This is a genomic window from Salinicola peritrichatus (assembly GCF_003206715.1).
Taxonomy (GTDB): domain Bacteria; phylum Pseudomonadota; class Gammaproteobacteria; order Pseudomonadales; family Halomonadaceae; genus Salinicola; species Salinicola peritrichatus.
Genome location: NZ_PZJU01000053.1, coordinates 33,086 through 58,603, shown reverse-complemented (window position 1 = coordinate 58,603; position 25,518 = coordinate 33,086). Strand labels below are relative to the sequence as shown.

General features: G+C 65.1%; 28 protein-coding genes. 14 read left to right on the top strand and 14 right to left on the bottom strand.

Annotated elements, in window-relative coordinates:
* Nucleotides 1–221 precede the first annotated feature (221 nt).
* Complete coding sequence (locus DOM57_RS18105; RefSeq protein ID WP_204353027.1) at nucleotides 222–614, top strand: hypothetical protein; 393 nt, start codon at nucleotides 222–224, stop codon at nucleotides 612–614.
* Nucleotides 615–617: 3 nt separating this feature from the next.
* Here the strand turns inward: DOM57_RS18105 and DOM57_RS18100 are convergent, their stop codons facing one another.
* From DOM57_RS18100 to trmB, 4 genes are all read right to left on the bottom strand, one after another.
* A complete protein-coding gene (locus DOM57_RS18100; RefSeq protein WP_110650581.1) occupies nucleotides 618–1,142 on the bottom strand; it encodes a GNAT family N-acetyltransferase in 525 nt (174 codons plus the stop codon).
* A 243-nt stretch (nucleotides 1,143–1,385) separates the two neighbouring features.
* The gene (gene dacB / locus DOM57_RS18095; RefSeq protein ID WP_110650580.1) at nucleotides 1,386–2,834 is read right to left on the bottom strand and encodes a D-alanyl-D-alanine carboxypeptidase/D-alanyl-D-alanine endopeptidase; all 1,449 of its coding nucleotides are present in this window, start codon (nucleotides 2,832–2,834) and stop codon (nucleotides 1,386–1,388) included.
* A gap of 70 nt (nucleotides 2,835–2,904) precedes the next feature.
* Nucleotides 2,905–3,234 (bottom strand): DMT family transporter, encoded by a 330-nt coding sequence (locus tag DOM57_RS18090; protein ID WP_110650579.1) that lies wholly within the window; start codon nucleotides 3,232–3,234, stop codon nucleotides 2,905–2,907.
* Complete coding sequence (gene trmB / locus DOM57_RS18085) at nucleotides 3,231–3,920, bottom strand: tRNA (guanine(46)-N(7))-methyltransferase TrmB (RefSeq protein ID WP_110650578.1); 690 nt, start codon at nucleotides 3,918–3,920, stop codon at nucleotides 3,231–3,233. The genes DOM57_RS18090 and trmB overlap by 4 nt, the downstream gene beginning before the upstream one ends.
* Before the next feature lie 371 nt (nucleotides 3,921–4,291).
* On the opposite strand from trmB, the gene DOM57_RS18080 reads away from it, so the two are divergent.
* The 7 genes from DOM57_RS18080 (at nucleotide 4,292) to DOM57_RS18050 (ending at nucleotide 11,664) form a co-directional block, all read left to right on the top strand.
* Nucleotides 4,292–6,169: a beta-ketoacyl synthase gene (locus tag DOM57_RS18080; RefSeq protein ID WP_110650590.1), complete on the top strand. Its 1,878-nt coding sequence runs from the start codon at nucleotides 4,292–4,294 to the stop codon at nucleotides 6,167–6,169.
* A gap of 32 nt (nucleotides 6,170–6,201) precedes the next feature.
* Entirely contained in the window at nucleotides 6,202–6,708 is a 507-nt protein-coding gene (gene coaD / locus DOM57_RS18075; protein WP_110650577.1) for a pantetheine-phosphate adenylyltransferase, read from the top strand.
* Between the two features lies 1 nt (nucleotide 6,709).
* Entirely contained in the window at nucleotides 6,710–6,958 is a 249-nt protein-coding gene (locus tag DOM57_RS18070) for a YfhL family 4Fe-4S dicluster ferredoxin (protein ID WP_110650576.1), read from the top strand.
* 171 nt (nucleotides 6,959–7,129) lie between these two features.
* On the top strand, nucleotides 7,130–8,521 hold the full coding sequence (locus tag DOM57_RS18065; RefSeq protein ID WP_110650575.1) for an MATE family efflux transporter: 1,392 nt from the start codon (nucleotides 7,130–7,132) through the stop codon (nucleotides 8,519–8,521).
* Between the two features lie 62 nt (nucleotides 8,522–8,583).
* Nucleotides 8,584–9,897 carry a short-chain fatty acid transporter gene (locus tag DOM57_RS18060; protein WP_110650574.1) on the top strand — a complete coding sequence of 438 codons (1,314 nt, stop codon included), beginning with the start codon at nucleotides 8,584–8,586 and terminating at the stop codon, nucleotides 9,895–9,897.
* A 144-nt stretch (nucleotides 9,898–10,041) separates the two neighbouring features.
* The gene (locus tag DOM57_RS18055; protein WP_110650589.1) at nucleotides 10,042–10,530 is read left to right on the top strand and encodes an acyl-CoA thioesterase; all 489 of its coding nucleotides are present in this window, start codon (nucleotides 10,042–10,044) and stop codon (nucleotides 10,528–10,530) included.
* Between the two features lie 36 nt (nucleotides 10,531–10,566).
* The gene (locus DOM57_RS18050; protein ID WP_239496310.1) at nucleotides 10,567–11,664 is read left to right on the top strand and encodes an ion transporter; all 1,098 of its coding nucleotides are present in this window, start codon (nucleotides 10,567–10,569) and stop codon (nucleotides 11,662–11,664) included.
* Here the strand turns inward: DOM57_RS18050 and DOM57_RS18045 are convergent.
* Nucleotides 11,642–11,959 (bottom strand): I78 family peptidase inhibitor, encoded by a 318-nt coding sequence (locus DOM57_RS18045; protein ID WP_162619591.1) that lies wholly within the window; start codon nucleotides 11,957–11,959, stop codon nucleotides 11,642–11,644. The genes DOM57_RS18050 and DOM57_RS18045 overlap by 23 nt on opposite strands.
* A 159-nt stretch (nucleotides 11,960–12,118) precedes the next feature.
* Here DOM57_RS18045 and osmF point away from each other — a divergent pair, with 159 nt between their 5' ends.
* The 4 genes from osmF to DOM57_RS18025 are packed head-to-tail and all read left to right on the top strand — an operon-like array spanning nucleotide 12,119 to nucleotide 16,095.
* Nucleotides 12,119–13,051 (top strand): glycine betaine ABC transporter substrate-binding protein OsmF, encoded by a 933-nt coding sequence (osmF, locus tag DOM57_RS18040; RefSeq protein ID WP_110650572.1) that lies wholly within the window; start codon nucleotides 12,119–12,121, stop codon nucleotides 13,049–13,051.
* A 6-nt stretch (nucleotides 13,052–13,057) separates the two neighbouring features.
* Nucleotides 13,058–14,254 (top strand): ABC transporter permease, encoded by a 1,197-nt coding sequence (locus DOM57_RS18035; RefSeq protein WP_110650571.1) that lies wholly within the window; start codon nucleotides 13,058–13,060, stop codon nucleotides 14,252–14,254.
* 9 nt (nucleotides 14,255–14,263) lie between these two features.
* Entirely contained in the window at nucleotides 14,264–15,331 is a 1,068-nt protein-coding gene (locus DOM57_RS18030; RefSeq protein ID WP_110650570.1) for an ABC transporter ATP-binding protein, read from the top strand.
* On the top strand, nucleotides 15,328–16,095 hold the full coding sequence (locus DOM57_RS18025; protein WP_110650569.1) for an ABC transporter permease: 768 nt from the start codon (nucleotides 15,328–15,330) through the stop codon (nucleotides 16,093–16,095). Before DOM57_RS18030 ends, DOM57_RS18025 begins: the two co-directional genes overlap by 4 nt.
* Here DOM57_RS18025 and DOM57_RS18020 read toward each other — a convergent pair.
* The 5 genes from DOM57_RS18020 to DOM57_RS18000 form a co-directional block, all read right to left on the bottom strand.
* A complete protein-coding gene (locus DOM57_RS18020) occupies nucleotides 16,077–16,388 on the bottom strand; it encodes a MarR family transcriptional regulator (RefSeq protein ID WP_162619590.1) in 312 nt (103 codons plus the stop codon). The genes DOM57_RS18025 and DOM57_RS18020 overlap by 19 nt on opposite strands.
* Nucleotides 16,381–18,744, bottom strand: coding sequence for an FdhF/YdeP family oxidoreductase (locus tag DOM57_RS18015; RefSeq protein ID WP_110650567.1), 2,364 nt, complete (start codon nucleotides 18,742–18,744; stop codon nucleotides 16,381–16,383). The genes DOM57_RS18020 and DOM57_RS18015 overlap by 8 nt, the downstream gene beginning before the upstream one ends.
* Nucleotides 18,745–19,007: 263 nt before the next feature.
* A complete protein-coding gene (locus tag DOM57_RS18010) occupies nucleotides 19,008–19,823 on the bottom strand; it encodes a formate dehydrogenase accessory sulfurtransferase FdhD (protein ID WP_110650566.1) in 816 nt (271 codons plus the stop codon).
* Nucleotides 19,824–20,074: 251 nt separating this feature from the next.
* Entirely contained in the window at nucleotides 20,075–20,206 is a 132-nt protein-coding gene (locus DOM57_RS18005; protein WP_110650588.1) for an entericidin A/B family lipoprotein, read from the bottom strand.
* A gap of 154 nt (nucleotides 20,207–20,360) precedes the next feature.
* The gene (locus DOM57_RS18000) at nucleotides 20,361–20,489 is read right to left on the bottom strand and encodes an entericidin A/B family lipoprotein (protein WP_110650565.1); all 129 of its coding nucleotides are present in this window, start codon (nucleotides 20,487–20,489) and stop codon (nucleotides 20,361–20,363) included.
* A 142-nt stretch (nucleotides 20,490–20,631) separates the two neighbouring features.
* On the opposite strand from DOM57_RS18000, the gene DOM57_RS17995 reads away from it, so the two are divergent.
* Nucleotides 20,632–21,054 carry an HIT domain-containing protein gene (locus DOM57_RS17995; protein ID WP_110650564.1) on the top strand — a complete coding sequence of 141 codons (423 nt, stop codon included), beginning with the start codon at nucleotides 20,632–20,634 and terminating at the stop codon, nucleotides 21,052–21,054.
* Nucleotides 21,055–21,067: 13 nt separating this feature from the next.
* On the opposite strand, the gene DOM57_RS17990 is transcribed toward DOM57_RS17995, so the two are convergent.
* The 4 genes from DOM57_RS17990 to DOM57_RS17970 form a co-directional block, all read right to left on the bottom strand.
* Nucleotides 21,068–22,138, bottom strand: coding sequence for a nickel/cobalt transporter (locus tag DOM57_RS17990; protein ID WP_162619589.1), 1,071 nt, complete (start codon nucleotides 22,136–22,138; stop codon nucleotides 21,068–21,070).
* A complete protein-coding gene (locus tag DOM57_RS17985; RefSeq protein ID WP_239496309.1) occupies nucleotides 22,126–22,737 on the bottom strand; it encodes a DUF1007 family protein in 612 nt (203 codons plus the stop codon). Before DOM57_RS17985 ends, DOM57_RS17990 begins: the two co-directional genes overlap by 13 nt.
* 354 nt (nucleotides 22,738–23,091) lie before the next feature.
* Nucleotides 23,092–23,547, bottom strand: coding sequence for a hypothetical protein (locus DOM57_RS17975; protein ID WP_162619588.1), 456 nt, complete (start codon nucleotides 23,545–23,547; stop codon nucleotides 23,092–23,094).
* Entirely contained in the window at nucleotides 23,544–24,131 is a 588-nt protein-coding gene (locus DOM57_RS17970; RefSeq protein ID WP_110650560.1) for a hypothetical protein, read from the bottom strand. The genes DOM57_RS17975 and DOM57_RS17970 overlap by 4 nt, the downstream gene beginning before the upstream one ends.
* 199 nt (nucleotides 24,132–24,330) lie before the next feature.
* Between DOM57_RS17970 and DOM57_RS17965 the strand changes: the two genes are divergently transcribed.
* Nucleotides 24,331–25,467 carry a glycerate kinase gene (locus DOM57_RS17965; RefSeq protein ID WP_110650559.1) on the top strand — a complete coding sequence of 379 codons (1,137 nt, stop codon included), beginning with the start codon at nucleotides 24,331–24,333 and terminating at the stop codon, nucleotides 25,465–25,467.
* Nucleotides 25,468–25,518 lie beyond the last annotated feature (51 nt).

Here is a 25,518-nt window from a genome sequence, read left to right as displayed (position 1 = left end):
GTCCACTTCACCGGCCATGCCGAAGACCCCTGAGAGAACCGAGGTGGAAAACACGACAGCCAGGAACAGCAACGAAACGGGAAGCGCCATGCAGGGTCTACACTCTCAACAACGACAGACAAAGAAGACAGCAAAAAGTAAAGCGAATCCGCTAGCCTAACAGACCGGACGACCCCGCCGCGCGGCTGCCAGGGCCAGCATCACGACTTCAGGAACCCATCATGCGCCGACTCACTTTCTGCCTCTGCGTCCTCGGCTTGTTTTTCACTTCCCAGGCCTACGCCTCGAGCGAAGAAGCCTGGGACGAACACGACCGCGCCGTGATCGAACAGTGCCAGAACGCCAGCCAGTTCCCCGATGCCGCACCGGCCGGCGATCCCGTGCCATTCCACGACGAAGCCGGCATGACTGCGCTACTGCTTCAGGGCCACTATCCGCAGGACCACATGGACGGCAAGGCGGGGCAGGAACTCTGTCTGTTCCTGCGCGCAAGCCAGGAGGTATACATCGCCGACGCCGACAAGCTGGCGGTGGGGTCCGACGCCCTGCCCAGCACGCCGACCGATGCCCTCAACGCAGGCGAAGCCGACGACAGCGACACGCGATCGCCATGAAGATCATGTCTCCACCGGCGTCTCGGGCGTGCGCAGCACGCGCTGGTAGAACGCCAGATCGAGCCAGCGACCGAACTTGTAACCCGCCTGACGCACGGTACCCGCGTGAGCGAACCCGAGCCCTTCGTGCAGCGCGATGCTCGCCGCATTGCTGGCGTCGATGCCGCCGACCAGGGTGTGATACTGCTGTGCCTCGGCACGCGCGATCAGCGCCTGCATCAGACACCGGGCGACGCCACGCTGGCGAAAATCCCGGTCGACGTAGACGGAGTGCTCGACGCTGTAGCGATAGGCGGCGTGCGGGCGGAAAGGGCCATAGCTGGCGAACCCCATCAGCCGGCCACTGGCGTCGTCGACCAGGCCCAGTACGGGAAAGTCTCCATCGCGCTTGGCCTGAAACCAGGCCTCGATGAAGGCGGGCGTTCGCGGGTGGTACTCGTAGAGCGCCGTGGTATTGAGGATGGCATCGTTGAAGATGGCCAGCACGGCATCGCCGTGCTGGTCGAACTGACACTCGATGGGAATCAATGCTTGGCTCCGGTGGACTGTAGTTTAACTAGTAAGAATCTGTTTACGATCTCGCGAGCTAGAGCCAAACGAGGCGAAAACGCTTGAGGAAAGGACCGGGCTCGCGTACGAGTTTACATGGGACTAAATGAGCATTCCGAAAGTGTTTGACTCGCTTCGCTCACCCTACGGGCCAGCCTTCGGCTGTTGTCTCCGTTGCACTCCGGCTCAACAAAGTTTGGCCGACGCGCAGCAGATCGTAGCTCAGTGGTTCTCGATCATCGCAGTCAAATCCTCGGAGACCATCGGCAGCGTCTGGCGCCAGGAAAGATAGGGCGTGGATGCCGTGCCGTTGACTAGCACCGCAAAGCTGCCCCAGCGGCCGCTCTCGGTACGGAAATAGCCGGCAATGGCGCGTACCGTGACCGGCTCGTTGAGTGTGCCGGTCTTGAGCATCACATGTTCCTGGAAGGCCTGGCTGCCACGGCGAATGAAGTGCATCGGACCATTGATGGGCACCTGCATGCCAGCGACGAAGGTCGGGAACAGCGCGGGACGTTGATACATCGCTCCCAGCAGCGCGTTGACACTCTGAGCGGAAACCCGGTTCTCCGGCGTCAGGCCGCTACCGCTGTGCAGCGTCACGACGTCATGACCGGGCAGTCCATCGGCGAAACGCTCGAGCATGTGCCCGGCATCCGGCAGGCTCTGCTGAGCGCCCGTGGTCAGGTCCAGCGCCAGCATGTCGGCCATGAAGTTGTTCGAATAGTTGAGCGTGCGCAGCAGCAGTTCCTGCAACGGTTTGCCCTCGACGGCGGCCAGTGGCAAGGCGCTGACCGGCGGCGCCTGTTGGCTGATGGCATAGCCGTCGCTGACCGGCACCCCGGACTGCTGCAGCAGCGACAGCAATGTCTGGCCGGTCTGGTCGGCAGGATCGGAACTGGCCTTATAGATCGCCTGCGGGAAGGTGCCCGCCGGAATCTGACCGCTCACCTTCAGCAGGTCGCCCTGGCTGTCGGTCACCCGCCTGGCATTGAGGCTGACCGAACCGCCGGCGGCAACGGTACTGACGTTGTTCTCGATGCGAATCGTCGGCGCCACGGTGTCGCAGCTGGTGATGTTCGCCGGCTGGCCCACCGTGCCGGGCATCACCGTCGCGCACCAGCTACCGTAGTTGATCGCCGCCGAGGAAAGCAGTGCGCTGTAGGCATTGGTGCCCTGCGTCCGGGTTTTGCAGCGATCGCTGGTCACGCAGGCCACCGGCCCGAAACGCCACTGGCTCACCACCAACTGGCCATCGACGCGTTCGACGCCGCGTTCGCGCAGCTTCTGGATCAGACGCCACAATGTCTCCGAGGTCAGCGCCGGATCGCCGCCGCCCTCGAACACCAGATCGCCATGCAGCACGCCGTTGGCATCGAGCGAGCCGGTGGAGACGAAGCGCGAAGTGAAACGATGTTGCGGGCCCCAGCGATCGAGCGTCGCCGCCGCGGTGTAGAGCTTGGTCACCGACGCCGGCGACAGCGGTTGGGTCGGGTTGAGGGCGCCGAGGACTTCATCGCTGTCGAGCAGGCGTGCCTCGGCACTGATCACGAAGCCCTTGTCGGCGAGCCGGGCGACGTGATCGAAACCGGTCGCCTGGGCAGCGATGGAGAACAATGAGAGAGATAACAGACAGGCAACCAGGGAACTCCGATACAACCATCGCTGCATAGTGGCACGCTCGCTTCGTCCATGAAAAAGAATGTCGAAAGACAGAGCGAGCGTACCAACGAATCCACGCTCAGTGCGACGAGAGGCGCGAGAAAATTTGTATGATCGCCACCCCGGCGATGATCAGCCCCATGCCGAGGTAGGCCGGCAGATCAGGCTTCTCGCCATAGACCACGATGCCGATCAGGGTCACCAGGACGATCCCGAGCCCGGCCCAGAAGGCATAGGTAATCCCCACCGGCAGCGCTTTCAGCACCAGTGACAAGGCATAGAACGAGAAGCCGTAGCCCAGCACCACGAGAATACTCGGCCCAAGGCGGGAAAAGCCGTCGGAGGCCTTGAGCGAACTGGTGGCCACCACCTCGGCAACGATCGCCAAGGCCAGCAAAAGGTAACTCATGAAGCGGGCTCCTGCTGCGGGGAAGCACAGTCGAGATCGACGCGATAGCGCCATAGCGTTTGGCCGCTTTCGGCGTACTTCTGCTCGAACGGCGTCAGGAAATCAGAGGTCGGTGCGAATGCCGTCACATGGCCTTCCAGGCCGCACAGCATTTTCACCGCGAGTGCGAATTCCGACACGTAGATCGCCCAGTTGGAACGCAACTCCAAGCGGCCGCCGAGCGCAATCAGCACGGGAAAGACAGGGTGTCCATGCCAGCGTTTTTTCAACTGCGCGCCCTTGGGATAGGGATTGGGGTAGAGCAGATAGTGGCGCTCCGGCCGCCAGCCGGCCGCCTTCGCCAACCGCCAGAAGTCGACCAAGTCCGCACGCACCAGCAGCGCATTGTCGGGCAGCGGGCCGTGATCGCGCGCGAGCCGCAGCTCGCTGCGATCGACCCCGATCACCGCATGTTCGGGATGGCGCGCGGCCAGGCGCCGGGTCGAAAGCCCGACGCCGCAGCCGGCATCGAGAATCAGCGCCCGCCCGCTTGCCGCCAGCCAATCCGCGGCGTGCTCGAAAGCCTCGCGCGTATGCCCGGCCGGTGGCCGCTGCCACTCGCTCTCGCGGGCGCGTTCGACGCGCCGGGCGAGATCCTTGTGGGGACCGTTCTGATTGGTGGTGATGGCGCGCGAGAAGGCTTGCATGGCGATGACGCTTACGATTCGAGAAGACTGCCCATTCTAGCAGCCTCGGCAACATCGATCCCGCCGCCGCTTCAATCTTCACCTATGCTGGCGTCGGCATGACGGCGCCCGCACGCGGGTGTATCATCCGTGCCCACATTCAGCCAATCTAGGCAATACGGCCTTCGATGGCATGCGCGATTCGTTGTTTTGTCAGACACGGTTTTCGTCGGAGCACGTTATTCGGCATTGCTTGTCGAACACGCCCCGGCATCCGCGCCATCGGCGGGAGACGCCTTTTTTCGTAGCTGCGTCATCCCCATGTCTCGAAGACCTGTTGCTCCAACGTTCATGAGGGACGTGGCTTGTCACATTTACCGGTGATCGTCGGCATGGGCGGCATCAATGCCGCAGGTAGAACCTCCGGGCACCACGCCTACCGCCGCACGATTCTCGAAGTGCTGCCAGAGACGGCACAGACGCAGACACTGGTCGCGCTGGCGACGCTGATGCAACTGGTCATCCAGCGCGAGGATGGCAGTTGGCAGAGCAGCGACGGCGACGTGCTCGGCGAGCGCGAGATCGTTGAGCGCTACCGCGACCGCATTCTCAAGCATACGCTGATCCGGCGCATCGAAGACGATGACTTCGGCGAGGCCGGGATTCCCGGCAATCGCGAGATGGCAATGACGTTCGATGCGCCGTTGAACTTCACCACCTCGCGGCGCCAGCTGCCCCACCCGCTGCCGGCGGGCTGGAAGGTTCGCGAGCTCGATCGCCAGACGGTCGAGGTCAGCGTGCCGGCCGGGGCGCTCGAGGCGCTGCTGCCCGAACGCCGCCAGGCCCTGGTGCGCGCCGCCGGCCAGTTACCGCAGGGTTTCGCGCCGGATGCCTATTACCGCAGCGTGCATCACCCGCGCGGGCTGTCGATGGCGATCTTCGGCGCCAGCGACTGTCTCGGCCAGAGCGGGCTCGACTGGGACGCGCTGCGCAATCGCCTCGATCCGGACGCCATCGCCGTCTACGCCGGCAACTCCATCGGCCAGCTCGACGATGCCGGCTGGGGCGGCATGCTCAAGAGCTTCGTCACCGGTAACCGCACGACCTCCAAACAGATGCCGCTGGGTTATGGTCAGATGCCGGCGGACTTCCTCAACGCCTACGTGCTGGGCAGCGTCGGCGCCACCGGCGCGATCCAGGGCGCCTGCGCCACTTTCCTCTACAACCTGCGCCTGGGCGTCGAGGACATTCGCCAGGGCCGCCGGCGCATGGTCATGGTGGGTACCAGCGACGCGCCGGTGACGCCGGAAATCATCGAAGGCTTCCGCGCGATGAGTGCGCTGGCCGACGATCACAGCCTGAAGGCACTCGACGCCCTGGAGCTGCTGACCGACGAGGATTACCAGCGCGCCTGCCGCCCGTTCGCGCGCAACTGCGGTTTCACCATCGCCGAAGCCTCGCAGTTCGTGCTGTTGATGGATGACACCCTGGCGCTCGAGACCGGCGCCCAGATTCTCGGTTCGGTGCCCGAGGTTCACGTCAACGCCGACGGCTGGAAGCGCTCGATCTCCGCTCCCGGTATCGGCAACTACATCACCCTCGGCAAATCGGTCTCGCTGGCGACGGCGATCCTCGGCGAAGAGAGCGTACGCCGGCGCAGCTATCTGCATGCCCACGGCACCAGCACGCCCAAGAATCGCACCACCGAGTCGCATATCTTCGACCAGGTGGCGCGGGCCAACGGCATCGACGACTGGCCGGTGGCGGCAATCAAGGCGTTCATCGGCCACTCCCAGGGCAGCGCCGCCGGCGACCAGATCGCCAGCGCCCTGGGCACCTTCGACCACGGCTGGGTTCCCGGCATCCCGACCCTGGACGCGGTGGCCGACGACGTGTTCGCCGAACGCCTGCGCTTTTTCCGCGAGCCGCTCGGATTCGACGCCGACTGCAGCTTCATCAACGCCAAGGGCTTCGGCGGCAACAACGCCACCGGCCTGCTGCTCTCGCCCCAGGTTACCGAGCGCCTGCTGGCCAAGCGTCACGGCCAGCGCGCGCTGGACGACTGGCGCCGACGCCGCGAGCAGACGCTGGACGCCGCCGAACGCTACGAGCAGCTCGCCAGTGCCGGCCGCTTCGAGGTGATCTATCGCTTCGGCGAGGGCGTTCTCGAGGGGCCGGAACTGGACGTCGGCCGGGATGCCATCCGGATTCCGGGATACGCACGACCGGTGTCACTGAAGGCCGACAATCCTTTCGGTACACTGGACTGAGCCTGAATCCCTGTCAGCGCGGAGTCACTCGCATGAACACCGTGGTCTACCCCGGCACCTTCGACCCGATCACCAACGGCCATCGCGATCTGATCCAGCGTGCGGCACGGATCTTCGACAAGGTGGTGATCGCCGTGGCGGAGAGCCCGCGCAAGCAGCCGACGCTGCCGCTCGACGAGCGTGAAGCGCTGGCCCGGGATGTCGTCGCCCGGTGGTCCAATGTCGAGGTCATCGGCTTCGACGGGCTGCTGACCGAGCTGCTCGAGCGCCTCGACGCGCGCATCATCCTGCGCGGCCTGCGCGCGGTATCCGATTTCGAGTACGAGATGCAGCTGGCCAACATGAACCGGGCCCAGGCTCCCGACGTCGAGACGCTGTTCCTGACACCGGAGATCGAGAATTCCTATATTTCCTCGACCATCGTGCGCGAAATCGCACGCCTGGGCGGGGACGTTTCCAAACACGTGTCGCCGAGCGTGGCAGAAGCGCTGCGCCGGCGCTTTTCGGCAGACGGCGTCGATACGCCGCGAGGACATTGATATGGCCTTGATGATTACCGATGAATGCATCAACTGCGATGTCTGCGAGCCGGAGTGCCCGAACGATGCGATCTCCCCCGGCGAAGAGATCTACGTCATCGATCCCAATCGCTGCACCGAGTGCGTCGGCCACTTCGATGAACCGCAGTGCCAGCAGGTATGCCCGGTGGACTGCATTCCGCTCGACCCCGAGCGCGAGGAGACCAAGGAGCAGCTGATGGAGAAGTACAGAATCATCGTTGCCGCCTGAAGTCGACGCCGGATCCCTGCAGAACGGCTCCCTGACCATCGCCGCCCATCCGGGCGGCGATAACGTTCGTGGTCGCATAGCGCCGAGTGCAACGCGACGTCGCGGGACACGGCGCTTCGGCGTATTCTGTCTAGCCGTAAACCAAGCTCTGTCTGAGCCGCAAGGAACACCGTGGGCCGCACCGCTTCCGATCACCAACCCAGCCGCCGCTATACCACCCGCCATATCTGGAAGCTGGCCTGGCCGATCATCCTGTCCAATGTCACCGTGCCGCTGCTCGGCCTGGTGGATACCGCCGTGGTCGGCCATCTGCCGGATTCGCGCTATCTCGCCGCGGTGACGCTCGGCGCCACCCTGTTCAGCTTTCTCTATTGGGGTTTCGGCTTTCTGCGCATGGGCACCACCGGACTGACCTCCCAGGCGGTGGGCCGCGAAGACGACAGCGAGGTACGCCTGCTGCTGGCGCAGTCGCTGGTAATGGCCTGCGCGATCGGGATCGTTCTGATTCTATTGTCGAAACCGCTGATCGGTTTTGGCCTGTGGCTGCTCGATGGCAGTGCAGCGGCCATGTCGCTGGCCGCCAGCTATGCCCACATCCGGATCTTTTCGGCCCCGGCGGTGCTGGCCAACTACGCCATCCTCGGCTGGTTCATCGGTCAGCAGAAGACCCGCATCACGCTGGCGATCCTGCTGTTGACCAACGGCGTCAATATCGCCCTCGACCTGCTGTTCGTGGTCGGTTTCGGCCTGGCCAGCGACGGCGTCGCCTGGGCTTCGTTGATTGCCGACTATAGCGCGCTGGCCTTCGGGCTATGGCGCGTCGCGGTGCATTGTCGCGGACTCGGCGGCGAGCTTTCGCGCCGCGCGCTGCGGGCATGGTCGCACTACTCGGCGCTGCTCCGGGTCAACCGGCACCTGTTCGTGCGCACGCTGGGGCTGCTGTTCGCCCAGGCGTTCTTCACCGCCCAGGGCGCCGACTTCGGCGATACCACGCTGGCCGCCAATGCCGTGCTGCTGCAATTCATCATGCTCACCTCATTCGCCCTCGACGGCTTCGCCAATGCCGCCGAGGCGCTGACCGGACGTTCGGTGGGCAGGCGCGCCTGGGACGACTTCGGCGACGCCGTGCGCGCCGCGGGCAAGCTCTCGCTGATGGTGGCCGGGGTGGCGATGCTGGTCTTCGCCGTCGGCGGCGGGCATTTGATCGCCCTGCTCACCGATCTTCCCGAGGTACGCGCCACCGCCGCCGAGTATCTGCCGTGGATGATTGCCATGCCGGCGATCGCGGTGTGGAGCTATCTGCTCGACGGGGTGTTCATCGGCGCCACCGAGAGCCGCGCCATGCGCGACACCGTATGGCTGGCCATCGCCTGCTACCTGCCGGTGTGGTGGCTGACCCGGGATTTCGGCAATCACGGGCTGTGGTTCGCCTTCTTGTGCTTCACCCTGGTGCGCTCGGCGTCGCTCGGCGCCTGCTACCTGCACTATCGCAAAACCCGCTGGTCCCCCGCGTCGCGCGCTGAAATACCGCGAGAATCAAGACGCTACCTCGACCAAGGTTGACTGATGGGCACTCCGTGGATGCGTTAGGCTCGCGCTAACGTTTTCCCACGAGAGATCACATCATGTTACAGCGACTTTCACGCCCCGCCGTGAAGCTGGTCGAGCGCTATCTGCCCGATCCCTACATCTTCGTGCTGCTGTTGACGATCATCGCCGCGCTGGCCGCGATGCTCTTCGAGCAGCAGTCGCCGCTGGCGGTCATGCGTTACTGGGGCGACGGTTTCTGGGGGTTGCTGTCGTTCTCGATGCAGATGCTGCTGGTGCTGGTGACCGGCTTCATGTTCGCCAGTTCGCCACCGGTCAAGCGCGTGCTGGACGGCCTGGCCGGCATTGCGCGCTCGCCGGGCAGTGCCGTCGTTCTGGTCACGCTGGTGTCGCTCGCCGCGAGCTGGATCAACTGGGGCTTCGGCCTGGTCATCGGCGCGCTGTTCGCCAAGGCCCTGGCCCGCCGCATACGGGTCGACTACCGCCTGCTGATCGCCAGCGCCTACTCCGGCTTCGTCGTCTGGCACGGCGGGCTGGCCGGCTCGATTCCGCTGACCATCGCCACGCCCGGCCATTTCACCGAGGACCAGATCGGCATCATTCCCACTTCGCAGACCATCTTCGCCGGTTACAACCTGCTGATCGTCGTGGCCCTGTTCGTGATCATGCCGTTGATCAATCGCTGGATGCTGCCGAACGACAGCGACAGCGTCTACGTCGATGCCAGCCAGTTGGCCGAACCGAGCACTGACGAGCACAACGCGACCGCCCGCCCGGCGGATCGACTCGAAAACAGCACCCTGCTCTCGTGGCTGGTCGGTATCCCGGGCCTGCTCTATCTGGTCTATTACTTTCTCTTCGCCGGCGGCGGGCTCAACCTCAACAGCGTCAATTTCCTGTTTCTGTCGCTCGCGATCGTGTTCCATCGCACGCCGCGCAGTTTGCTCGCGAGCCTCAACGAAGCGATCAAGGGCGGCGCCGGCATCGTCATCCAGTTCCCGTTCTACGCCGGGATCATGGGCATCATGATGCAATCCGGCCTGGCGCAGTCGCTGTCCGAAGTGTTCGTCGCCATTTCCGATGCCGACAGCCTGCCGTTCTGGTCGTTCATCAGCGCCGGCGTGGTCAATCTGTTCGTGCCTTCCGGCGGCGGCCAGTGGGCGGTTCAGGCGCCGGTCATGCTGCCGGCGGCCGAAGCGCTCGGCGCGGACGTCTCGCGCGTGGCGATGGGCGTGGCCTGGGGCGATGCCTGGACCAACCTGCTGCAACCGTTCTGGGCACTGCCGGTACTCGCGATCGCCGGACTCAACGCCAAGGACATCATGGGTTTCTGCCTGATCCAGCTGGTGGTGACCGGGGTGGTGATCGGCCTTGGGCTCACGCTTTTCTAGCCTCGAGCGGGCATCGGCTATCGCGCCGATGGATGGGCAGTTGCGGTCAAACATGATACATCTGGCCTAGATACAACAACATGGCCGGATAGATGCGAGGAAACCGTGACGCCCGACGATCTGCCGCGACAGCATGAACTGTCGATGACCGTTCTGATGACGCCCGACATGGCCAACTTCAGCGGCAAGGTCCATGGCGGGGCGATTCTCAAGAAGCTCGACGAAGTCGCCTATGCCTGTGCCAGCCGCTACGCCGGCAGCTACGTGGTCACGCTGTCGGTGGACCAGGTGCTGTTCAAGCAGCCGATCCACGTCGGGGAACTGGTCACCTTCCTGGCGATGATCAATCATGTCGGCCGCTCGTCGATGGAAGTCGGCATCAAGGTGCTGGCCGAATCGATCCAGGAGCGGGTCATTCGCCATACCAACAGCTGCTACCTGACCATGGTCGCGGTCGATAGCGACGGCAAACCGGTGGGCGTGCCTCCGCTGGAATTGAAGACCCCGTTGCAGAAGCTACGCTTCGAAAAGGCCGCACTGCGCAAGAAGCTGCGCAAGCAGGCCGCCGAAGAGGAGCGCAACGCCATGGACGAATACCACAAGGTTTACCCCACGGGAGCGCTCGACGGCTGACGCTGTCCTGTTCCCCATCACGAACAAGGACGTTCGATGTCCCATACCGCCACTTCGCGCCCCAAGCGTCTGAACGGCCGCCTCAGCGAGCGCCTGCTGCTGGCCTGGGATTTCGCCATTCTCGTGCTGGTGACGATCAACCTGGCGCTGCTGCTGTTCGATAGCCTTTACCTGATCGCGCCGCTGAATACCGCTTTCGCGGCTGTCGCCCCAGGGCTGCACGACGCCTACGCAACGACCATCCGCGCCAACTTCGCCGAGATCGACCTGTGCTTCGTCGCGATCTTCCTGCTCGACGTGCTGCTGGGCTGGATCATCGCCATCGTCCAGCGCCGCTACGCGCGCTGGTTCTTCTACCCCTTCGTGCACTGGTATGACGTGCTCGGCTGCATTCCGCTGTCCGGTTTCCGCCTGCTGCGCATATTGCGCGTGGTCTCGCTGATGATCCGTCTGCAGCGGCTGGGGGTGATCGATATCACCGGTTGGCGGAGCTATCGCTTCTATCGCACTTACTACGGCGTGTTGATGGAGGAGCTATCGGATCGCGTCGCCATCAACCTGCTGAGCGATCTGCAGAACGAAGTTCGCCACAGCGAGCATCTGGCCCAGCGGGTGTCGCGGGAAGTGATACAGCCACGCAAGGCAGCGCTGGTCGAAGAGATCGCAGCCCGCCTCGAACGCACCATCGACGACAGCTACGCCGAAAACCACCGCGAGATTCATCGCTACGTGGCCGCGCTGGTGGCACGCACGCTGGAGGAGAATGCCGAGCTGCGCCGGCTACGGCGGATGCCGCTGGGCGATGCAGTGGCGGACGGGCTCGAACGCAGCCTGAGCGACGTCGCCAGCCGCGTGGTACACGAAGCGGTCGACGGCCTGCGTTCGCCGCGCTTTCATTCGCTGCTGGCCGATCTGGTCGGCAGCGGCATCGACGCCTGGCTCAAGGTCGACCCCGCCACCGACAAGGTCACCCAGCAGGTGCTGATCGATATGCTGGAACTGCTCAAGGAGCAGGTGGCGGTACAGCGCTGGAAGAACGAGCTGAGCCCGGCGCTCACCGCCCGTGAACGCCAGGACGCATCGCGCCGGACAGGGCCCGACGCGGAGACGCTCAGCCGCAGGCAAGATCGGTGATCTTGCGCTGCTTGTCGACCTTGATGTTGAGCCGCGTCGAACGGTAATCCATGGTATAGCCCTTGCCGGGCTCGAGGACACGCAGAGTCTCGGCCCGCGAACGATCGGCGATCTCCTGGTAGCGGGCGTCGGTCAAGGTTTCACCGACGAGGCTGCCGACGGTCTGCGCGCCACAGGCGTCCTCCGGCACGGACTTGACGTCGGGCGGCGGTGGTGCTTCGTCGGGTGCGGGAGCCGTACTGCATCCCGCCAGTAGCAGGCCGCTCAAGATCAACGTCGCGCCGGGAATCTTCATTGCTCGCTCCTCATGGATAAACGGTAGTGTCCTGGCAAGATTAACAGCTAAGGTCGGAAACGCCATCGCTGGTCTGCCGGAGACTGGGCCGCTAGACTCAGGCCAAACAACCTACCAGGGCGTGCCACGAGCACAACCCGATCGCCAAGGAACGCCATCATGCGCCACTCGCTGACCGCCAGCTTCATCGCCGCCGCTCTCACCATCGGATTGGGCATCGGCCCGGCCGCCGCCCAGGATTCCCGGACGCCCATCCGGGTGGCGTCCAAGATCGACACCGAAGGCTCGCTACTCGGCAACATGATCGTCGAGGTACTGGAGAACGCCGACCTGCCGGTGGAAAGCCGGCTGCAACTGGGCCCGACCAATATCGTGCGCCAGGCGCTGCTCTCCGGCGACATCGATCTCTATCCCGAATACACCGGCAACGGCGCCTTCTTCACCGACACCGCCGACGATCCGGCGTGGAAGGACGCCCGGGCCGGCTACGACAAGATCCGCGATGCCGATCGCGAAGCCAACCAGCTGGCGTGGCTGACGCCAGCGCCGGCCAACAACACCTGGGCGATTGCCGTGCGCCAGGACATCGCCGACGACAACGATCTCTCCAGCATGGCGGATTTCGGCCACTGGGTGAGCGACGGCGGCGAGGTCAAGCTGGCCGCCTCGGCGGAGTTCGTCGAAAGCGACGCCGCGCTGCCCAGCTTCCAGCGCGCCTACGACTTCTCCCTCGACGAAGATCAGTTGCTGGTGCTTTCCGGCGGCAACACCGCCGCGACCATTCGCGCCGCCGCCGAAGGCACCAGCGGCACCAACGCGGCGATGGTCTACGGCACCGACGGCGCCATCGCCGCCGCCGGACTCAAGGTGATGGACGATCCCAAGGGCGTGCAAATGGTCTACGCCCCGGCGCCGGTGGTACGCGCGACGGTGCTCGAAACCTATCCGCAGATCGAGGAACTGCTGAAGCCGGTGTTCGAGTCGCTGGATCGCGAGACGCTGCAGACGCTGAACGGGCGCATTCAGGTCGACGGGCTGCCGGCGGATCAGGTGGCCCACGACTATCTTGTCGAGCAGGGCCTGCTGGACTGACCACCCATGGCACTCGCCATGCACGACGGTAGCCGACGGATGGTCGGCAACCGGGTACTGCTGACGCTGCTGATCGCGGCAGTGGCCGGCGCCGCGCTGTTGCCTTTTGCCAACCTGTCGCCCAATCGGCTGGTATCCGGCCAGCCAGTGATGCTGTGGCAGGCGCTATCCGCCTGGCAGCTCGGCGGGCTGACGCTGATCGGCCTCGCCCTGCTGCTGGCCGCGTTGTCCCAACCATTGGGTGGGCGCGCCTCGAGCCGGCTCGCGCTGATCGCGACCCTGCCGCTGCTGGCGCTCGATTTCTACGCCCTCGGCGACTACGCCCACCGCGCGCTGGTCGACGCCTCGCCGGCGGCGCGCGTTTCCCAGGGGGCGACGTTCTGGATTCTGCTCTTCGTCTGCGCGCTGATCGCCATCGACGCGCTACAGCGGCTGCGCCTCGGCCTGGCACGCCGGGCGCTCTACGGGCTGGCCGCGCTGGCGATCGTCATCGCCTGCTTCGCCGGCGAGTTGCTGGCGCCGCTGTCGATCATGCGCGAGTTCGCCAACCAGCGTGACAACTTCCTCGACCAGCTCGTGCGGCATCTATTGCTGGTCGCCGGCGCCCTGGTACCAGCGCTGGTGGTCGGGCTGCCGCTGGGGCTGCTGGCCAGGCGGCGCGAACGCCTGCGCAACGGGCTGTTCAGCGTACTCAACGTGTTTCAGACGCTGCCCTCGATCGCCGTGTTCGGGCTGCTGATCGCGCCACTCGCGGCACTTGGCAAGGCGCTGCCCTGGCTGGGCGATCTCGGCATCGGCGGCATCGGCGCGGCGCCGGCGATCATTGCGCTGGTGCTCTACTCGCTGCTGCCGATCGTGCGCAATACCTATTCGGGGCTGGCCGGCGTCCCGGGCGCGACCCTGGAAGCCGCCCGCGGCATGGGCATGACGCCCCGCCAGATTCTGTGGCGGGTGGAGATTCCGCTGGCGCTGCCGGTGATCCTGTCGGGGCTGCGTATCGTCACCGTGCAGGCGATCGGCCTGACCGTGGTCGCCGCGCTGATCGGCGCCGGCGGCTTCGGCGCGTTCATCTTCCAGGGACTGGGGCAATACGCCATCGACCTGGTATTGCTGGGCGCGGTTCCCACCATCGTGCTCGCCGTGGTCGCCGATTTCGCGTTGCGGCTACTGGTCGCGCTGAGCCGGCCGGCAGATGCACGCTGAGGAAGATCGATGATTGAGCTGAAAGGATTGACCAAGACCTACGCCGGCAAACGGGTGGTCGACGATATCTCGCTGACGCTGGAGAGCGGCGAATTCGGCGTGCTGATCGGCCCTTCCGGCTGCGGCAAGTCGACCACGCTGAAGATGATCAACCGGCTGGTGCCACTCTCCGGCGGTCGCATCGTGCTCAACGGCGACGATGTCACCGACCTGCCGGCGGAGCAACTGCGCCGGCGCATCGGTTATGCGATCCAGTCGACCGGGCTGTTTCCGCACTGGACGGTAGCGCAGAACATCGCCACCGTGCCGCAGTTGCTGAAGTGGCCGAAGTCGCGCATCGACGACCGTGTCGATGAGTTGATGGCGATGTTCCACCTCGATCCTGTCGAATTCCGCCACCAATATCCGCATCGGCTCTCCGGCGGCCAGGCGCAGCGCGTCGGTGTCGCTCGCGCGCTCGCCGCCGACCCGGAAGTGCTGCTGATGGACGAGCCTTTCGGCGCGGTCGACCCGCTCACCCGCGAAGTGCTCCAGGCCGAGATGAAGCGCGTCCACCAGCAGACCGGCAAGACCATCGTCTTCGTCACCCACGATATGGACGAGGCGCTGCAATTGGCGACCCGCATCGCGCTGCTCAACCACGGCAGGCTGGTGCAGTACGACCGCCCGATCGAGATGATGGTGACCCCCGCCGACGACTTCGTGCGTGAATTCATCGGCCAGGCGGATCTCGGCCTCAAGCTGCTCTCGAGGCGCTGGGTGCATCAATATCAGCGCGCTCCGAGTCTCGAACACCACGCCACCCTGCCCGGACTCGACCACTGCTGGCAGCTCGACGACGCCGGCCGCCCGATCGCGCTGGAAGGCGCGCGCCTGGATGACGACAGCGAGCGCACCGAGGTCAAGCCGGAGTGGACCGCGACGCCGGAGATGAGCATGAAGGAAGCGCTCTCGCGCATGGTGTGGTATCGGGTCATGGTGCTGCCGGTGATCGATGATCAGGGCCGACTGATCGGCGAGGTCGGCATGCAGGGCATCATGGGGATTCAGGCCGCGAACGGGATGCCGGCCTCATGAACGGCACGATCCCGGGCGTGCCACGCCTGCGCGCCGCTGCCGCCGGCAACCTGCGGCTCGGTGCGCTGATCGTGCTGCTGGTCGCGCTGACACTCGGCATGGCCCAGTTGGAGCCGCTGTTCCGCGCGCTGTTTCCCGACCTCGGCAACCCGCTCTACCGCCGCGACAGCTTCCTCAACCTGATGCTCGCGCACATTGGCCTGGTGCTGGTGTCGTCGCTGATCTCGGTCGTCGTCGGCGTCGCCGCGGGCCTGTTCGTCACCCGGCCCGCCGGCCGCGAGTTCGAGCCCATGGTGTCGTCGCTGGCGGCCATCGGCCAGACCTTTCCGCCGGCCGCCGTGCTCGCCATCGCCGTACCGCTGGCCGGATTCGGCTTTGCGCCGACGATCATCGCGCTCACGCTCTATGGCCTGCTGCCGGTGATCCAGAACACCATCGCCGGGCTCGGCACGGTGCCGGCGACGACGCTGGAAGCGGCGCGCGGCAACGGCATGAGCGCCAGCCAGATTCTGATGCGCGTCGAACTGCCGCTGGCGATGCAGGTGATCATCGCCGGCGTGCGTATCTCGGTGATCATCAACATCGGTACCGCCACCATCGGCTCCACCGTCGGCGCCAAGAGCCTGGGCACGCCGCTGATCGCCGGGCTGGTCGGCAACAATCTCGCCTACGTGATCCAGGGCGCGCTGCTGGTGGGATTGCTGGCGATCGTCACCGACCTGCTGTTCGAGCGCCTGGAGCGGCACTACGCGTTTGGAGATTGAGCGTCGCTCGGCGCCCGCTCTCTTGCCGATATCAACCGCAGCGCCGGGCTGGCGCCGCCAACCGGCTCGGTGACGATCCAGCCGAGGGCTTCGAGTTCGGCAGCCGCCCGCCGGATCAGCGCGTGCTCGATGCCCAGGCGCCGCGACAGCCGCGCCGTGGTGACACCATTTGGCGAATCGGATTGTCGAACCGCCAACAGCACCAGCACCGCCAGCGGCTCGAGTTCGGGATGGGCGGCCTGCAGCGCCTCGAACTGGCGCTGCAGGCCATCGGGGCCGCCCGAATCAGGCAAGCCGCTTGCTCGCCTCGAGCCTGACCGCGATCGACTTGGATGCCGGGGTGTGGCTCTGCTCGCCCTTATGGTCGAGCGGAATCAGCGGGTTGGTCTCCGGATAGTAGGCGGCCGCACACCCTTGGGGCGTGTCGTAGGCAACGATCTTGAAGCCGTCGACGCGGCGCGTCACACCATCCTCGGATTCACCGATCAGGTCCACCCACTGGCCCGCCTCGAAGCCGAGACGCGCGATGTCGTCGCGGTTGAGGAAGATCACCTGGCGGCCGTTCTCGATGCCGCGATAACGATCGTTGTAGCCGTAGACCGTGGTGTTGTACTGATCGTGGGAGCGCATCGTCTGCAGTGTCAGCCAGCCGTCGCGGGCAGCGAGCTGCTGATGCATCACCTCGGCTGGTAATTCATCGTCGGAGAACTCGGCCTTGCCGCTGGCGGTGGGGAAACGCAGTTCGAAGGCCGGATTGACCAGCCAGAATCCGCGTGGCTGACGCACCCGCGAATTGAAATCGGCGAAGCCGGGAATCACTGCGGCGATGTGCTCGCGGATCACGTCGTAATCCTCGCGCATCGCCGCCCAGTCGACCACTCCGTTGCCCAGACTCTCCTTATCGAACAAGCGCTCGGCGATACCGGTGAGGATGGCAATTTCCGAGCGCAGCGCCTTGTCCGCCGGTTTGTTGATACCGGCGGAGCCGTGGACCATGCTCATCGAGTCTTCGACGGTGATCAGCTGCGGCTTGCCTACGACTCCGTTGCGATCGATGCTGCGGTCGATCTCGCTGCGCCCGAGGCAGGGCAGAATCAGCGCTTCCCGGCCAGTGATCAGATGACTGCGGTTGAGCTTGGTGCTGATGAACGCGGTCAACCGGCAGTTGGCCATGGCCTTTTCGGTGACAACGCTGTCGGAAATGGCGCGGGTGAAGTTGCCGGCCAGGCCGATGAAGACCTTGCCGGGCTGGTCGCGCATCGCCTCCACCGCCGCGACGGAGTCGACACCGTGCTTGCGCGGCATCGGTCGGCCGTACTTCGCCTCCAGCGCATCGAGCAGCGCTGTGGACGGCTTCTCGTAAATGCCCATGGTGCGGTCGCCCTGAACGTTGGAGTGGCCGCGCACCGGCGAGGTACCGGCACCGGGCTTGCCCAGATTACCGCGCAGCATCAGCAGATTGACGATCTCGCGCACCGTCGCCACGGAATGCACATGCTGGGTGATGCCCATCGCCCAGCAGGCGATGGTGGCGTTGGAGCGGGCATAGAGTTCGGCGGCCTGCTCCATCTCGTCACGCATCAGCCCGGACTGGGCCTCCAGCGCGGCCCACTCGGTCGCCTCGACCCGGGCACGATAGGCTTCGAAGTGCGCGGTGTGGTTGGCCAGGAAGGCGTGATCGAGCACGTCTTCACCGGCGGCGTCGCGGGCGAGCAGCGCCTTGGCCATGCCGCGTACCACGGCCATGTCGCCGCCCAGCTTGGGCCGGAAGTAGTGGCTGCTGATGCGATGGCTGCCGTTGTGCAGCATCTCGAACGGCTTCTGCGGGTCGGCGAACTTCTCGAGCCCCCGCTCCTTCAAGGTGTTGAAGCTGACGATGGTGGCGCCGCGCTCGGCTGCCTCGCGCAGCACGCCGAGCATGCGCGGATGGTTGGTGCCGGGGTTCTGGCCGAAGACGAAGATCGCCTCGGCCTGCTCGAAGTCCTCCAGCCGCACGCTGCCCTTGCCGGTGCCCAGCGCCGCATTGAGCGCCACACCGCTGGCCTCGTGGCACATGTTGGAGCAGTCCGGCAGGTTGTTGGTGCCGTACAACCGCGCCAGCAGCTGGAACACGTAGGCCGACTCGTTGCCCGCCTTGCCGGAGGTATAGAAGATGGCGTCGTCCGGCGTGGGCAGCGCCTTGAGCTCGGCGGCGATCAGCTCGAGCGCGGCGTCCCAGGCGATCGGCTCGTAGTGGTCGGTCTCGGCGTTGTAGCGCATCGGCTCGACCAGCCGCCCCTGATCCTCGAGCCGGTAGTCGTCCCAGGTCTTGAGTTCGCTGACGCTGTACTTGGCGAAGAATTCCCGCGTGACGCGCTTGGCGGTCGCCTCCCAGGTCACCGCCTTGACCCCGTTCTCGCAGAATTCGAACGACGAACCGTGCTCCGGGTCGCCCCAGGCACAGCCCGGACAGTCGAAGCCGTCCGGCTGATTGAGCTTGAACAGCGAGCGGGCATTGAGCGCCGGCGAACGGCTATGCAGCAGATGCTTGCCGACCGATTTCAACGCGCCCCAGCCACCGGCCGGGTTGCGATAGTCGAAAACCTTGGGATCGGCATTGACGCCGTCGCGCGACGTATCCTGACGTGACGTCTGATGGGACTGGGACATGATGCTCCTTGCGCATTCTGATGACTGCGGCCGGCCACATCGGCAGCGGCAGTGCGCCGGTCGGCGCGCTGCGGGGAGATTGCCCGAGAGGCTGGGGTCGAAGCCGGCTGGAAATCGCGGCCAGGTCTCCGCGAAGCGGAGGCGCTATCGCTTTGCCAACGAGGTTAGCGGCCTAATACCAAAGTATACCACGCCTCGAGCATTCCGGATGTCGTTGCATGGGTCGGAGGCATTCGCCGAGCGGGACGGCGCACCGCCGCGGCTCAGCGGTCGCCGCGGCTCAAAAGCTCGAGCCGCTTGCCCCGATGACAGTTGATCAGAGTCAGGCCGCAGGCGCGGGCGACCTCGATGGCGAGCCGCGAGGGATAAGAGAGCGTGGCCAGCGACGGAATTCCCGCCCTGACGCTTTTCTGCACCAGTTCCAGGCTGCAGCGGCTGGAAGTCATCACCAGCGTAGGCATGGCACCGGCGATCAGGCTGGCGCCGATCACCTTGTCCAGCGCGTTGTGGCGGCCGATATCGCGCCCGATGGTGGCCACGGCGCCGTCGCCGTCGATGCCGAGCGCCAGATGCATTCCCGCCGTGGCCTCCGCGCGCAGGGCATCGAGTCCCGCATTGATGGCCTCGGGCCGAGGCAGCGGCATGCTCGCTAGCCGCGTGAGACCGAACAACAGCTGGGACTCCTCCTGCACGCCACAGGCACCGCAGCCGCTGGTCGACAACGTTGCGCGGGACTGACTGGCAGCACGCCGGGCAATGCGCTCCGCCACCCGCATCCGCACCCGAACCCCGTGGCGGCTCGGCTCGCTGTCGATCGCCTCGACATCGTCGAAACGATCGATCACGCCCTCGCTATAGGCGAAGCCGACGGCCAGCGCCTCGAGCTGCTTCGGGGTCGCCAGCACCGTCGCGTAGGCGGTGTCGTTGAAGACGATCGAGATCGGCCGCTCTTGAGGGCCGGGCAAGGCATCGAGCGGCTGCCGGCTGACGTCCTCGAACGCAGTCGGTATGCCATCGATTACCCCGCGGGCGCGCTTGCGCCCCGGATCGTCGGAAGAGACAGGGATGGATGAAGACATGACAAGACTCCGGCCAAGCGGCGGAAGGTTCACGGGATACGGTTGCCGACTACGATAGCACTCCGGAGACTGGGGCTGGGCGGGAAAGGCTGGTCAAAATCCGAATGCAAGAATACTGACAAACTAAGCTCTGTCTGAAAAATCGACGAGTGATGGCCAGACAAGGGGCAACGACTGTAGGGAGTAACAGCCGAAGGCTGGCCCGAAGGGTGAGCGTATAGCCCGGCACTGGAGGCCGGGCATCCTGCGGATCAGCTGGCGGCGTCCTGTACCGCCTCACCGCCTTCTTCGACATCCTTACCGGCGCCACCGATAGTATTGCAACCAGCGAGGATGCCTGCGCTGAACAGTGCGAACAGGGAGAGAGCAATCAGGCGTTTCATGTTGTCGTCCTCCTTAACGTTTTCTCGAAGGGCGAGATTTCGACTCACCCGGGCCCTCTTGTCCGGGCCTGCCATTAAAAATAGCAGAATGTCGCAATAACGCGCGTAACCTCGTTGCATGACATCAGCGCGAGCGACCATGAGGCGCTGGTTACTAGTTGGCGGCGTTCTGGATCTTCTCGCCGCCGCGCTCGATATCCTTGCCCAGCCCATGCATGGTATTGCAGGCGCTCAAGGCGAGCATCAGGCAGCCCGCCAGCAATACACGAACCCACCTTTTCATTGTTCGTCTCCTTTCGATCAAACACCGGACATCGCGTACCGGCGCGGCCCGATTCTACCATCGATTTTCGTCATGGCTCGGCTCGACGCTCGATGACCGAGCGTCGTAAAGTGGCCTCTTTCCTCCCATCCCTGGAGCCGAGATGCCAACGTTTACGCTCGATTCACGCCTGCAGCAGGACAGCGTTCACGTCGCCGACCTGACGCTGTGCCAGGCACGCCTGAACCTGGACGCGCGTTATCCCTGGGTGATTCTGATTCCGCAGCGCAGCGAGGTGGTCGAAATCTACGACCTGACGACGCAGGACCAGGCGCAGCTGTGGCAGGAAGCAACTCGGCTCGGGGAGGCGATGATGCGCCATTACGGCGGCGACAAGCTCAACGTGGCGACCCTCGGCAACCAGGTGCCGCAGTTGCATCTGCACGTCATCGTGCGGTTCAAGGACGACGACGCCTGGCCGGGGCCGGTTTGGGGCCACGGCCAGGCCAAGAGCTACGGCGAAGCCGCGCTGGAGGCGCGCCGGCAGGAAATCGCCGGGCTCGCTCGCGAGGCGGGGCTGGTCTAGCCCCATCACGTCTTCAGCCTCGCCCGAACGGGCCAAGCCCTCCAGAGGATGGCGCCGATTGTTGCGCCGTCGGCGCTCCCAAAAACGGTGCTGGTGACGACAACGGCTGCCGCCACTGGGCCAGACTGAGCGACACTCCCAATGTCAGGATGACCGCGCCGCCGGCCAGGCCGATCCAGGCCTGCCAGGGCCGATTGCCGGCCACCGGCGAGAGATGGCGCCTGACCCAGTCGCGGGCGAACACGCCCAGCAGCGCCAATGACGAGACCGTCAACGCGGTGCCCAGCGACATCACCAGCACCGCGACCACGCCCTTGCCGAACTGTCCGAGCAGCGCCGACGCGCCAAGCAGCAGTACGGCGCCGCTGCAAGGACGGATGCCGATCGACAGCACCGTCATCAGCGCCACGCGCCAGTCGCCGGCGGTCGCTGGGTCGACGTGATGGTCGTGGCCGCAGCCGCATTCCGCGCCGTGCGCATGGTGGGAATGCTGCAGGCCCCGATCCCCTGTCGGGACGGGCCGAAACGCCGGCTCTGGTGCCGGCGTTGGCGTCGCTGAATGCTGTCGCATGGCCGCCGACCGATAGAGACGTGTGAGCGAACGCCAGCAGAGCCACAGCCCGACCAGTGTCACCATCAGAAAACTCGCCAGTTCGGCCTGATCGGTGGTCGCCATCGCCTGGCGCGTCAACCAGCCGAGCCCGTACACCAGTACCGCAATCAGTGCGATGGCCACCGCGCCCTGGAGCAGAGAGGCCAGCGCCGACAGGCCGATGGCTCGCCGCCAGGCACCACCCTGGGATGCCAAATAGGTGCTCAGCACCACCTTGCCATGGCCCGGCCCGGCGGCATGGAAAACGCCATAGGCGAAACTGACACCCAGCAGCACGCTCCAGGTGGCCAAACCGGGGGCCTGATCGATCCGAGTGATCGCCGCGGTCAGTGCATGGTAGAGATCGCGCTGCCAGAGTACGACGTGGACGGCGCCCTGCTGCCACCAGCCCAGGTGATAAAGCCCCACGCCGGCAGTCACCACCATCGCCATCGGCACCAGCACCATGAGCCAGGGCTTCACACTGGACATTGGATCTCTCCGGTCTCGGCGAAGAAGTGGCCCAGGTTGGGTTCTCCCGTCGCGCCCTGATCGAGCATCGCCGCTTCCATCACTTTCTGCGGATCAGGCTTGGCCTTGATGATTCGCGTGGTGCAGCCCGACGGCGCATGGTCGAGGGTCAAGGCATCCGGCAAGGGCTCGGAACCGTCGGCGTTGGCCTCGTGCACCATCTCGATGTAGTAGGTCGCGTCATAGACCTGATAGCGCAGGGTATGGCCAGACATGGGTTGTGGCCTGGCCAGCGGCAGCACGAAGCTGAACACCAGTCGCTCACCGCGATACTCCGTATTGGTGTCGCTGACCGTTCCCTGCGCGACCGGCTGATCGTCGAGCGTGATGTGGGTGAGGTTGTTCTCCTTGGCCAGATTGTTGCGAATCTCCACGCCCAGTGCATCGAGACGTTGCTCCATGCTGGTGTCGCCCTCCACTTTCGCCATGTCTTCCATCACCACCTGGCTGTAGAATGGATCCATGCGCCACTGCTGACGCAAGGCGGTCAACCGTCGCTGGTCATCGAACATGCCTTCGACGCTGATATCGACCCAGCCGTGCGGATGGGCCATCGCCATCGGTGAAACTCCCAACAACACCATACAAAGCCACCCCAGAATTCTTGGCTGGCGAGAAAACGTTCGATTCAAGGCAATGATCCTGGGGGCTGTTACCGTTTCAGCGCGAATCGCGTTGCTGCGTCAAATGGTGCCAGGCCAGGCGCGGGATGCGCGAGAAGGGTGGTTCCCTTGTCAAATCCCGCAACGCCGCATGGCGCCATTTGCCGCGCAACCCGAAGGGCCGGGCCAGTTTTCGCGCGGTACTGCGTTATTCGTCGTTCTTTTGAAATGACCACAAAAACGCCTGGAGCGTTTTTGCGCGTCAGCCCCGAAGGGGTGAAGTATAGGGATGTACTGAACAAACTACTCTCCTCATTCCTTGTCCCGCACAAAAACTGGCTCCGGCGCGGCCGTGCGTGAAACGGCAACAGACCCCAGGCGCGTCTGTACATCGATGAACAACGGGTCCAGTGATTCGGCTCCCAACGGATGCCCGCCCCGACGGCCGCTCAAGGTCAAATAGGTCGAGCCATTCTGCAGCGCCAGTCCCGGCGGACGTTCGCCACCGCTGGTGACTTCGGCGTGGATTTCATAGCCCGAGCGCGAGGCCAGCACTGCATCGATCTGCCCCAGATCGCCGTCGGCATGGCGAATCACGAAGCTGCGCTCGGCCAGCATGGCGAGCGTCGCCTTGAGCGTTTCGTCCGCGTCCGCCTGCACCGCGATACTGCGAGGCTGATCCTGCGGCGTCACTGCGCAGCCCGCCAATAGCAGCATTCCCAGCAGCACCCCGCCTGCCGACAATCGGCTCGCGATCCTTCGTGTCATGGCGTCGCCTCTCCTGTCGAGCCCGCCGACAGCTGCGCCTCGATATCCTGACGCAACTGCTGGCAGAAGGTCGGATGGTTGTAGGAACGCGCGTCGATCAGGTAACCGTTGTAGTCGACGACCAGCGAGTCGCGATCGACGAAGGTGGTCGAATCCGGCGTGACCACCGAAACCCGTTCGATCTGCACCGGATCGGTGTTGTAGCCGCCGCCGAAACCTTGAAAGACCCCCAGGGAATAGCCATGCCGGCCCCCCAGGCCGAAACCGCCCCAGAAACCGGTGCGTCCGAAGGGGCGATCGACGGCGCCCAAACCCGGCTGCGCGGTCTTGCGCTCGGCACTGACCAGCCCCAGCTTGGCGTCGGTATCGAGAATCTCGTAGCCCTGATGTTCGAGAGCCTCTCGCGTCGCCCGCAAACGCTCGAGCGGTTCGCCCGTGGCGGGCCAACTGCAAGCGGCGGGTAGATTATGACTGCTGTTGGCGGCGGTTGGTTCCGGTGCGGACAGCGACTGGCAGCCGCTGAGCAGTCCCAGCGCCAGGCCCGCCGTTATCCAGTGAGCGCTACGGCATCGCGGTGCGTTCATGGCGTCCCTCATCCGAGGCGATTACGAACAGCGTTCAGCATGCCAGTTGCCCGCTCACCGGTCCATGCACTTTCGGCGCATGGCCGGAGAGACCATGCCCTTCCCTTCCGTTACCCGTTCGCTCCATCGCCCCCAGTGACGAACGACGTTATGCTGATCCCCATCGACAAGAATTCGCTCCACTGCCAGGGAGATCAGCATGAAGATCATCATTGCCCCCGATAGCTACAAGGATGCCCTTTCCGCGCGTGACGCCGCCGCCGCCATTGCCACCGGCATCGCTCAGGAGTGGCCCGAAGCGACGCTGGTTCAATGCCCGATGGGCGATGGCGGCGAAGGCACCTTGGATGCCCTGCTGGCGGCGACCGGCGCCGAGCGTCGCGAAGCGGAAGTGCAGGATGCCCTGGGCCGCGTTGCGATGGCGGCCTGGGGCTGGCATGCCGAATCGCACACGGCCTTCGTCGAACTGGCCGAAGCCAGCGGCCTGCAGCAGCTCAAACGCGAAGAACGTACCGCGTTGCACAGCACCACCTTCGGCGTCGGTCAGTTGATCGGTGCCGCACTGGATGCCGGCGCCCGCTCGCTGGTCCTAACCCTCGGCGGCAGCGCCACCAACGATGCCGGTGCCGGCATGCTGGAAGCGCTGGGCGCCAGGCTGCTGGATGCCGAAGGCAATCGCCTGCCGCCCGGCGGTGCGGCGCTCGCCGATCTGGCGACACTCGACCTCGACGGCCTCGATCCGCGGCTGGCCTCGCTCGAAGTCCAGACAGCCGTGGATGTCGATAATCCACTTCTTGGCGAGCGCGGCGCCAGCGCGATATTCGGTCCGCAGAAAGGTGCCAGCGAGGCCGATGTCGCGCGGCTCGACGCGGCACTGGCGCATTTCGCCGATCACGCCGCCCGGGCGTTGGACGAGGATTTTCGCGAATTGCCCGGCGCCGGTGCCGCCGGCGGCATGGGTTTCGCCGCCCGCGCGTTTCTCGGCGCCGCGCTGCGCCCCGGTATCGAGCTGGTGATGGATCAGGTCGACTTCGACAGCCTGCTCGCCGGTGCCGACTGGGTGATCACCGGTGAAGGACAACTGGATGGCCAAAGCCTTTCCGGCAAGACACCGATCGGCATCGCCCGCCGCGCCGAGCGCTTCGGCGTACCTACCGTGGTGCTGGCGGGGCGCCTGGGGGACCAGTGGCAGGCGGCTTTCGACTACGGCATCACCGCCGCCTTCGCCCTCGCCGACGGCCCCATCACACTGGACGAGGCGCTTGCCCGCTGCGGCGAATTGCTGAGCGACCGCGCCCGCACTCTGGCACGCCTGTGGCGGGTCGCCGGAAGCTGAACGAGCGCTCGTGTTTCATCCGTGGACCGGCGTCCACGATGGTGACCGCAA

Bases quoted from the DNA above. Each gene is read 5' to 3' on its own strand.
- DOM57_RS18105 (WP_204353027.1), top strand. From the start codon at position 222: ATGCGCCGACTCACTTTCTGCCTCTGCGTCCTCGGCTTGTTTTTCACT.
- dacB (WP_110650580.1), bottom strand. From the start codon at position 2,834: ATGCAGCGATGGTTGTATCGGAGTTCCCTGGTTGCCTGTCTGTTATCT.
- DOM57_RS18090 (WP_110650579.1), bottom strand. From the start codon at position 3,234: ATGAGTTACCTTTTGCTGGCCTTGGCGATCGTTGCCGAGGTGGTGGCC.
- trmB (WP_110650578.1), bottom strand. From the start codon at position 3,920: ATGCAAGCCTTCTCGCGCGCCATCACCACCAATCAGAACGGTCCCCAC.
- DOM57_RS18080 (WP_110650590.1), top strand. From the start codon at position 4,292: ATGGGCGGCATCAATGCCGCAGGTAGAACCTCCGGGCACCACGCCTAC.
- coaD (WP_110650577.1), top strand. From the start codon at position 6,202: ATGAACACCGTGGTCTACCCCGGCACCTTCGACCCGATCACCAACGGC.
- DOM57_RS18070 (WP_110650576.1), top strand. From the start codon at position 6,710: ATGGCCTTGATGATTACCGATGAATGCATCAACTGCGATGTCTGCGAG.
- DOM57_RS18060 (WP_110650574.1), top strand. From the start codon at position 8,584: ATGTTACAGCGACTTTCACGCCCCGCCGTGAAGCTGGTCGAGCGCTAT.
- DOM57_RS18055 (WP_110650589.1), top strand. From the start codon at position 10,042: ATGACCGTTCTGATGACGCCCGACATGGCCAACTTCAGCGGCAAGGTC.
- DOM57_RS18050 (WP_239496310.1), top strand. From the start codon at position 10,567: ATGTCCCATACCGCCACTTCGCGCCCCAAGCGTCTGAACGGCCGCCTC.
- DOM57_RS18045 (WP_162619591.1), bottom strand. From the start codon at position 11,959: ATGAAGATTCCCGGCGCGACGTTGATCTTGAGCGGCCTGCTACTGGCG.
- osmF (WP_110650572.1), top strand. From the start codon at position 12,119: ATGCGCCACTCGCTGACCGCCAGCTTCATCGCCGCCGCTCTCACCATC.
- DOM57_RS18035 (WP_110650571.1), top strand. From the start codon at position 13,058: ATGGCACTCGCCATGCACGACGGTAGCCGACGGATGGTCGGCAACCGG.
- DOM57_RS18030 (WP_110650570.1), top strand. From the start codon at position 14,264: ATGATTGAGCTGAAAGGATTGACCAAGACCTACGCCGGCAAACGGGTG.
- DOM57_RS18025 (WP_110650569.1), top strand. From the start codon at position 15,328: ATGAACGGCACGATCCCGGGCGTGCCACGCCTGCGCGCCGCTGCCGCC.
- DOM57_RS18015 (WP_110650567.1), bottom strand. From the start codon at position 18,744: ATGTCCCAGTCCCATCAGACGTCACGTCAGGATACGTCGCGCGACGGC.
- DOM57_RS18010 (WP_110650566.1), bottom strand. From the start codon at position 19,823: ATGTCTTCATCCATCCCTGTCTCTTCCGACGATCCGGGGCGCAAGCGC.
- DOM57_RS18005 (WP_110650588.1), bottom strand. From the start codon at position 20,206: ATGAAACGCCTGATTGCTCTCTCCCTGTTCGCACTGTTCAGCGCAGGC.
- DOM57_RS18000 (WP_110650565.1), bottom strand. From the start codon at position 20,489: ATGAAAAGGTGGGTTCGTGTATTGCTGGCGGGCTGCCTGATGCTCGCC.
- DOM57_RS17995 (WP_110650564.1), top strand. From the start codon at position 20,632: ATGCCAACGTTTACGCTCGATTCACGCCTGCAGCAGGACAGCGTTCAC.
- DOM57_RS17990 (WP_162619589.1), bottom strand. From the start codon at position 22,138: ATGTCCAGTGTGAAGCCCTGGCTCATGGTGCTGGTGCCGATGGCGATG.
- DOM57_RS17985 (WP_239496309.1), bottom strand. From the start codon at position 22,737: ATGGCGATGGCCCATCCGCACGGCTGGGTCGATATCAGCGTCGAAGGC.
- DOM57_RS17975 (WP_162619588.1), bottom strand. From the start codon at position 23,547: ATGACACGAAGGATCGCGAGCCGATTGTCGGCAGGCGGGGTGCTGCTG.
- DOM57_RS17970 (WP_110650560.1), bottom strand. From the start codon at position 24,131: ATGAACGCACCGCGATGCCGTAGCGCTCACTGGATAACGGCGGGCCTG.
- DOM57_RS17965 (WP_110650559.1), top strand. From the start codon at position 24,331: ATGAAGATCATCATTGCCCCCGATAGCTACAAGGATGCCCTTTCCGCG.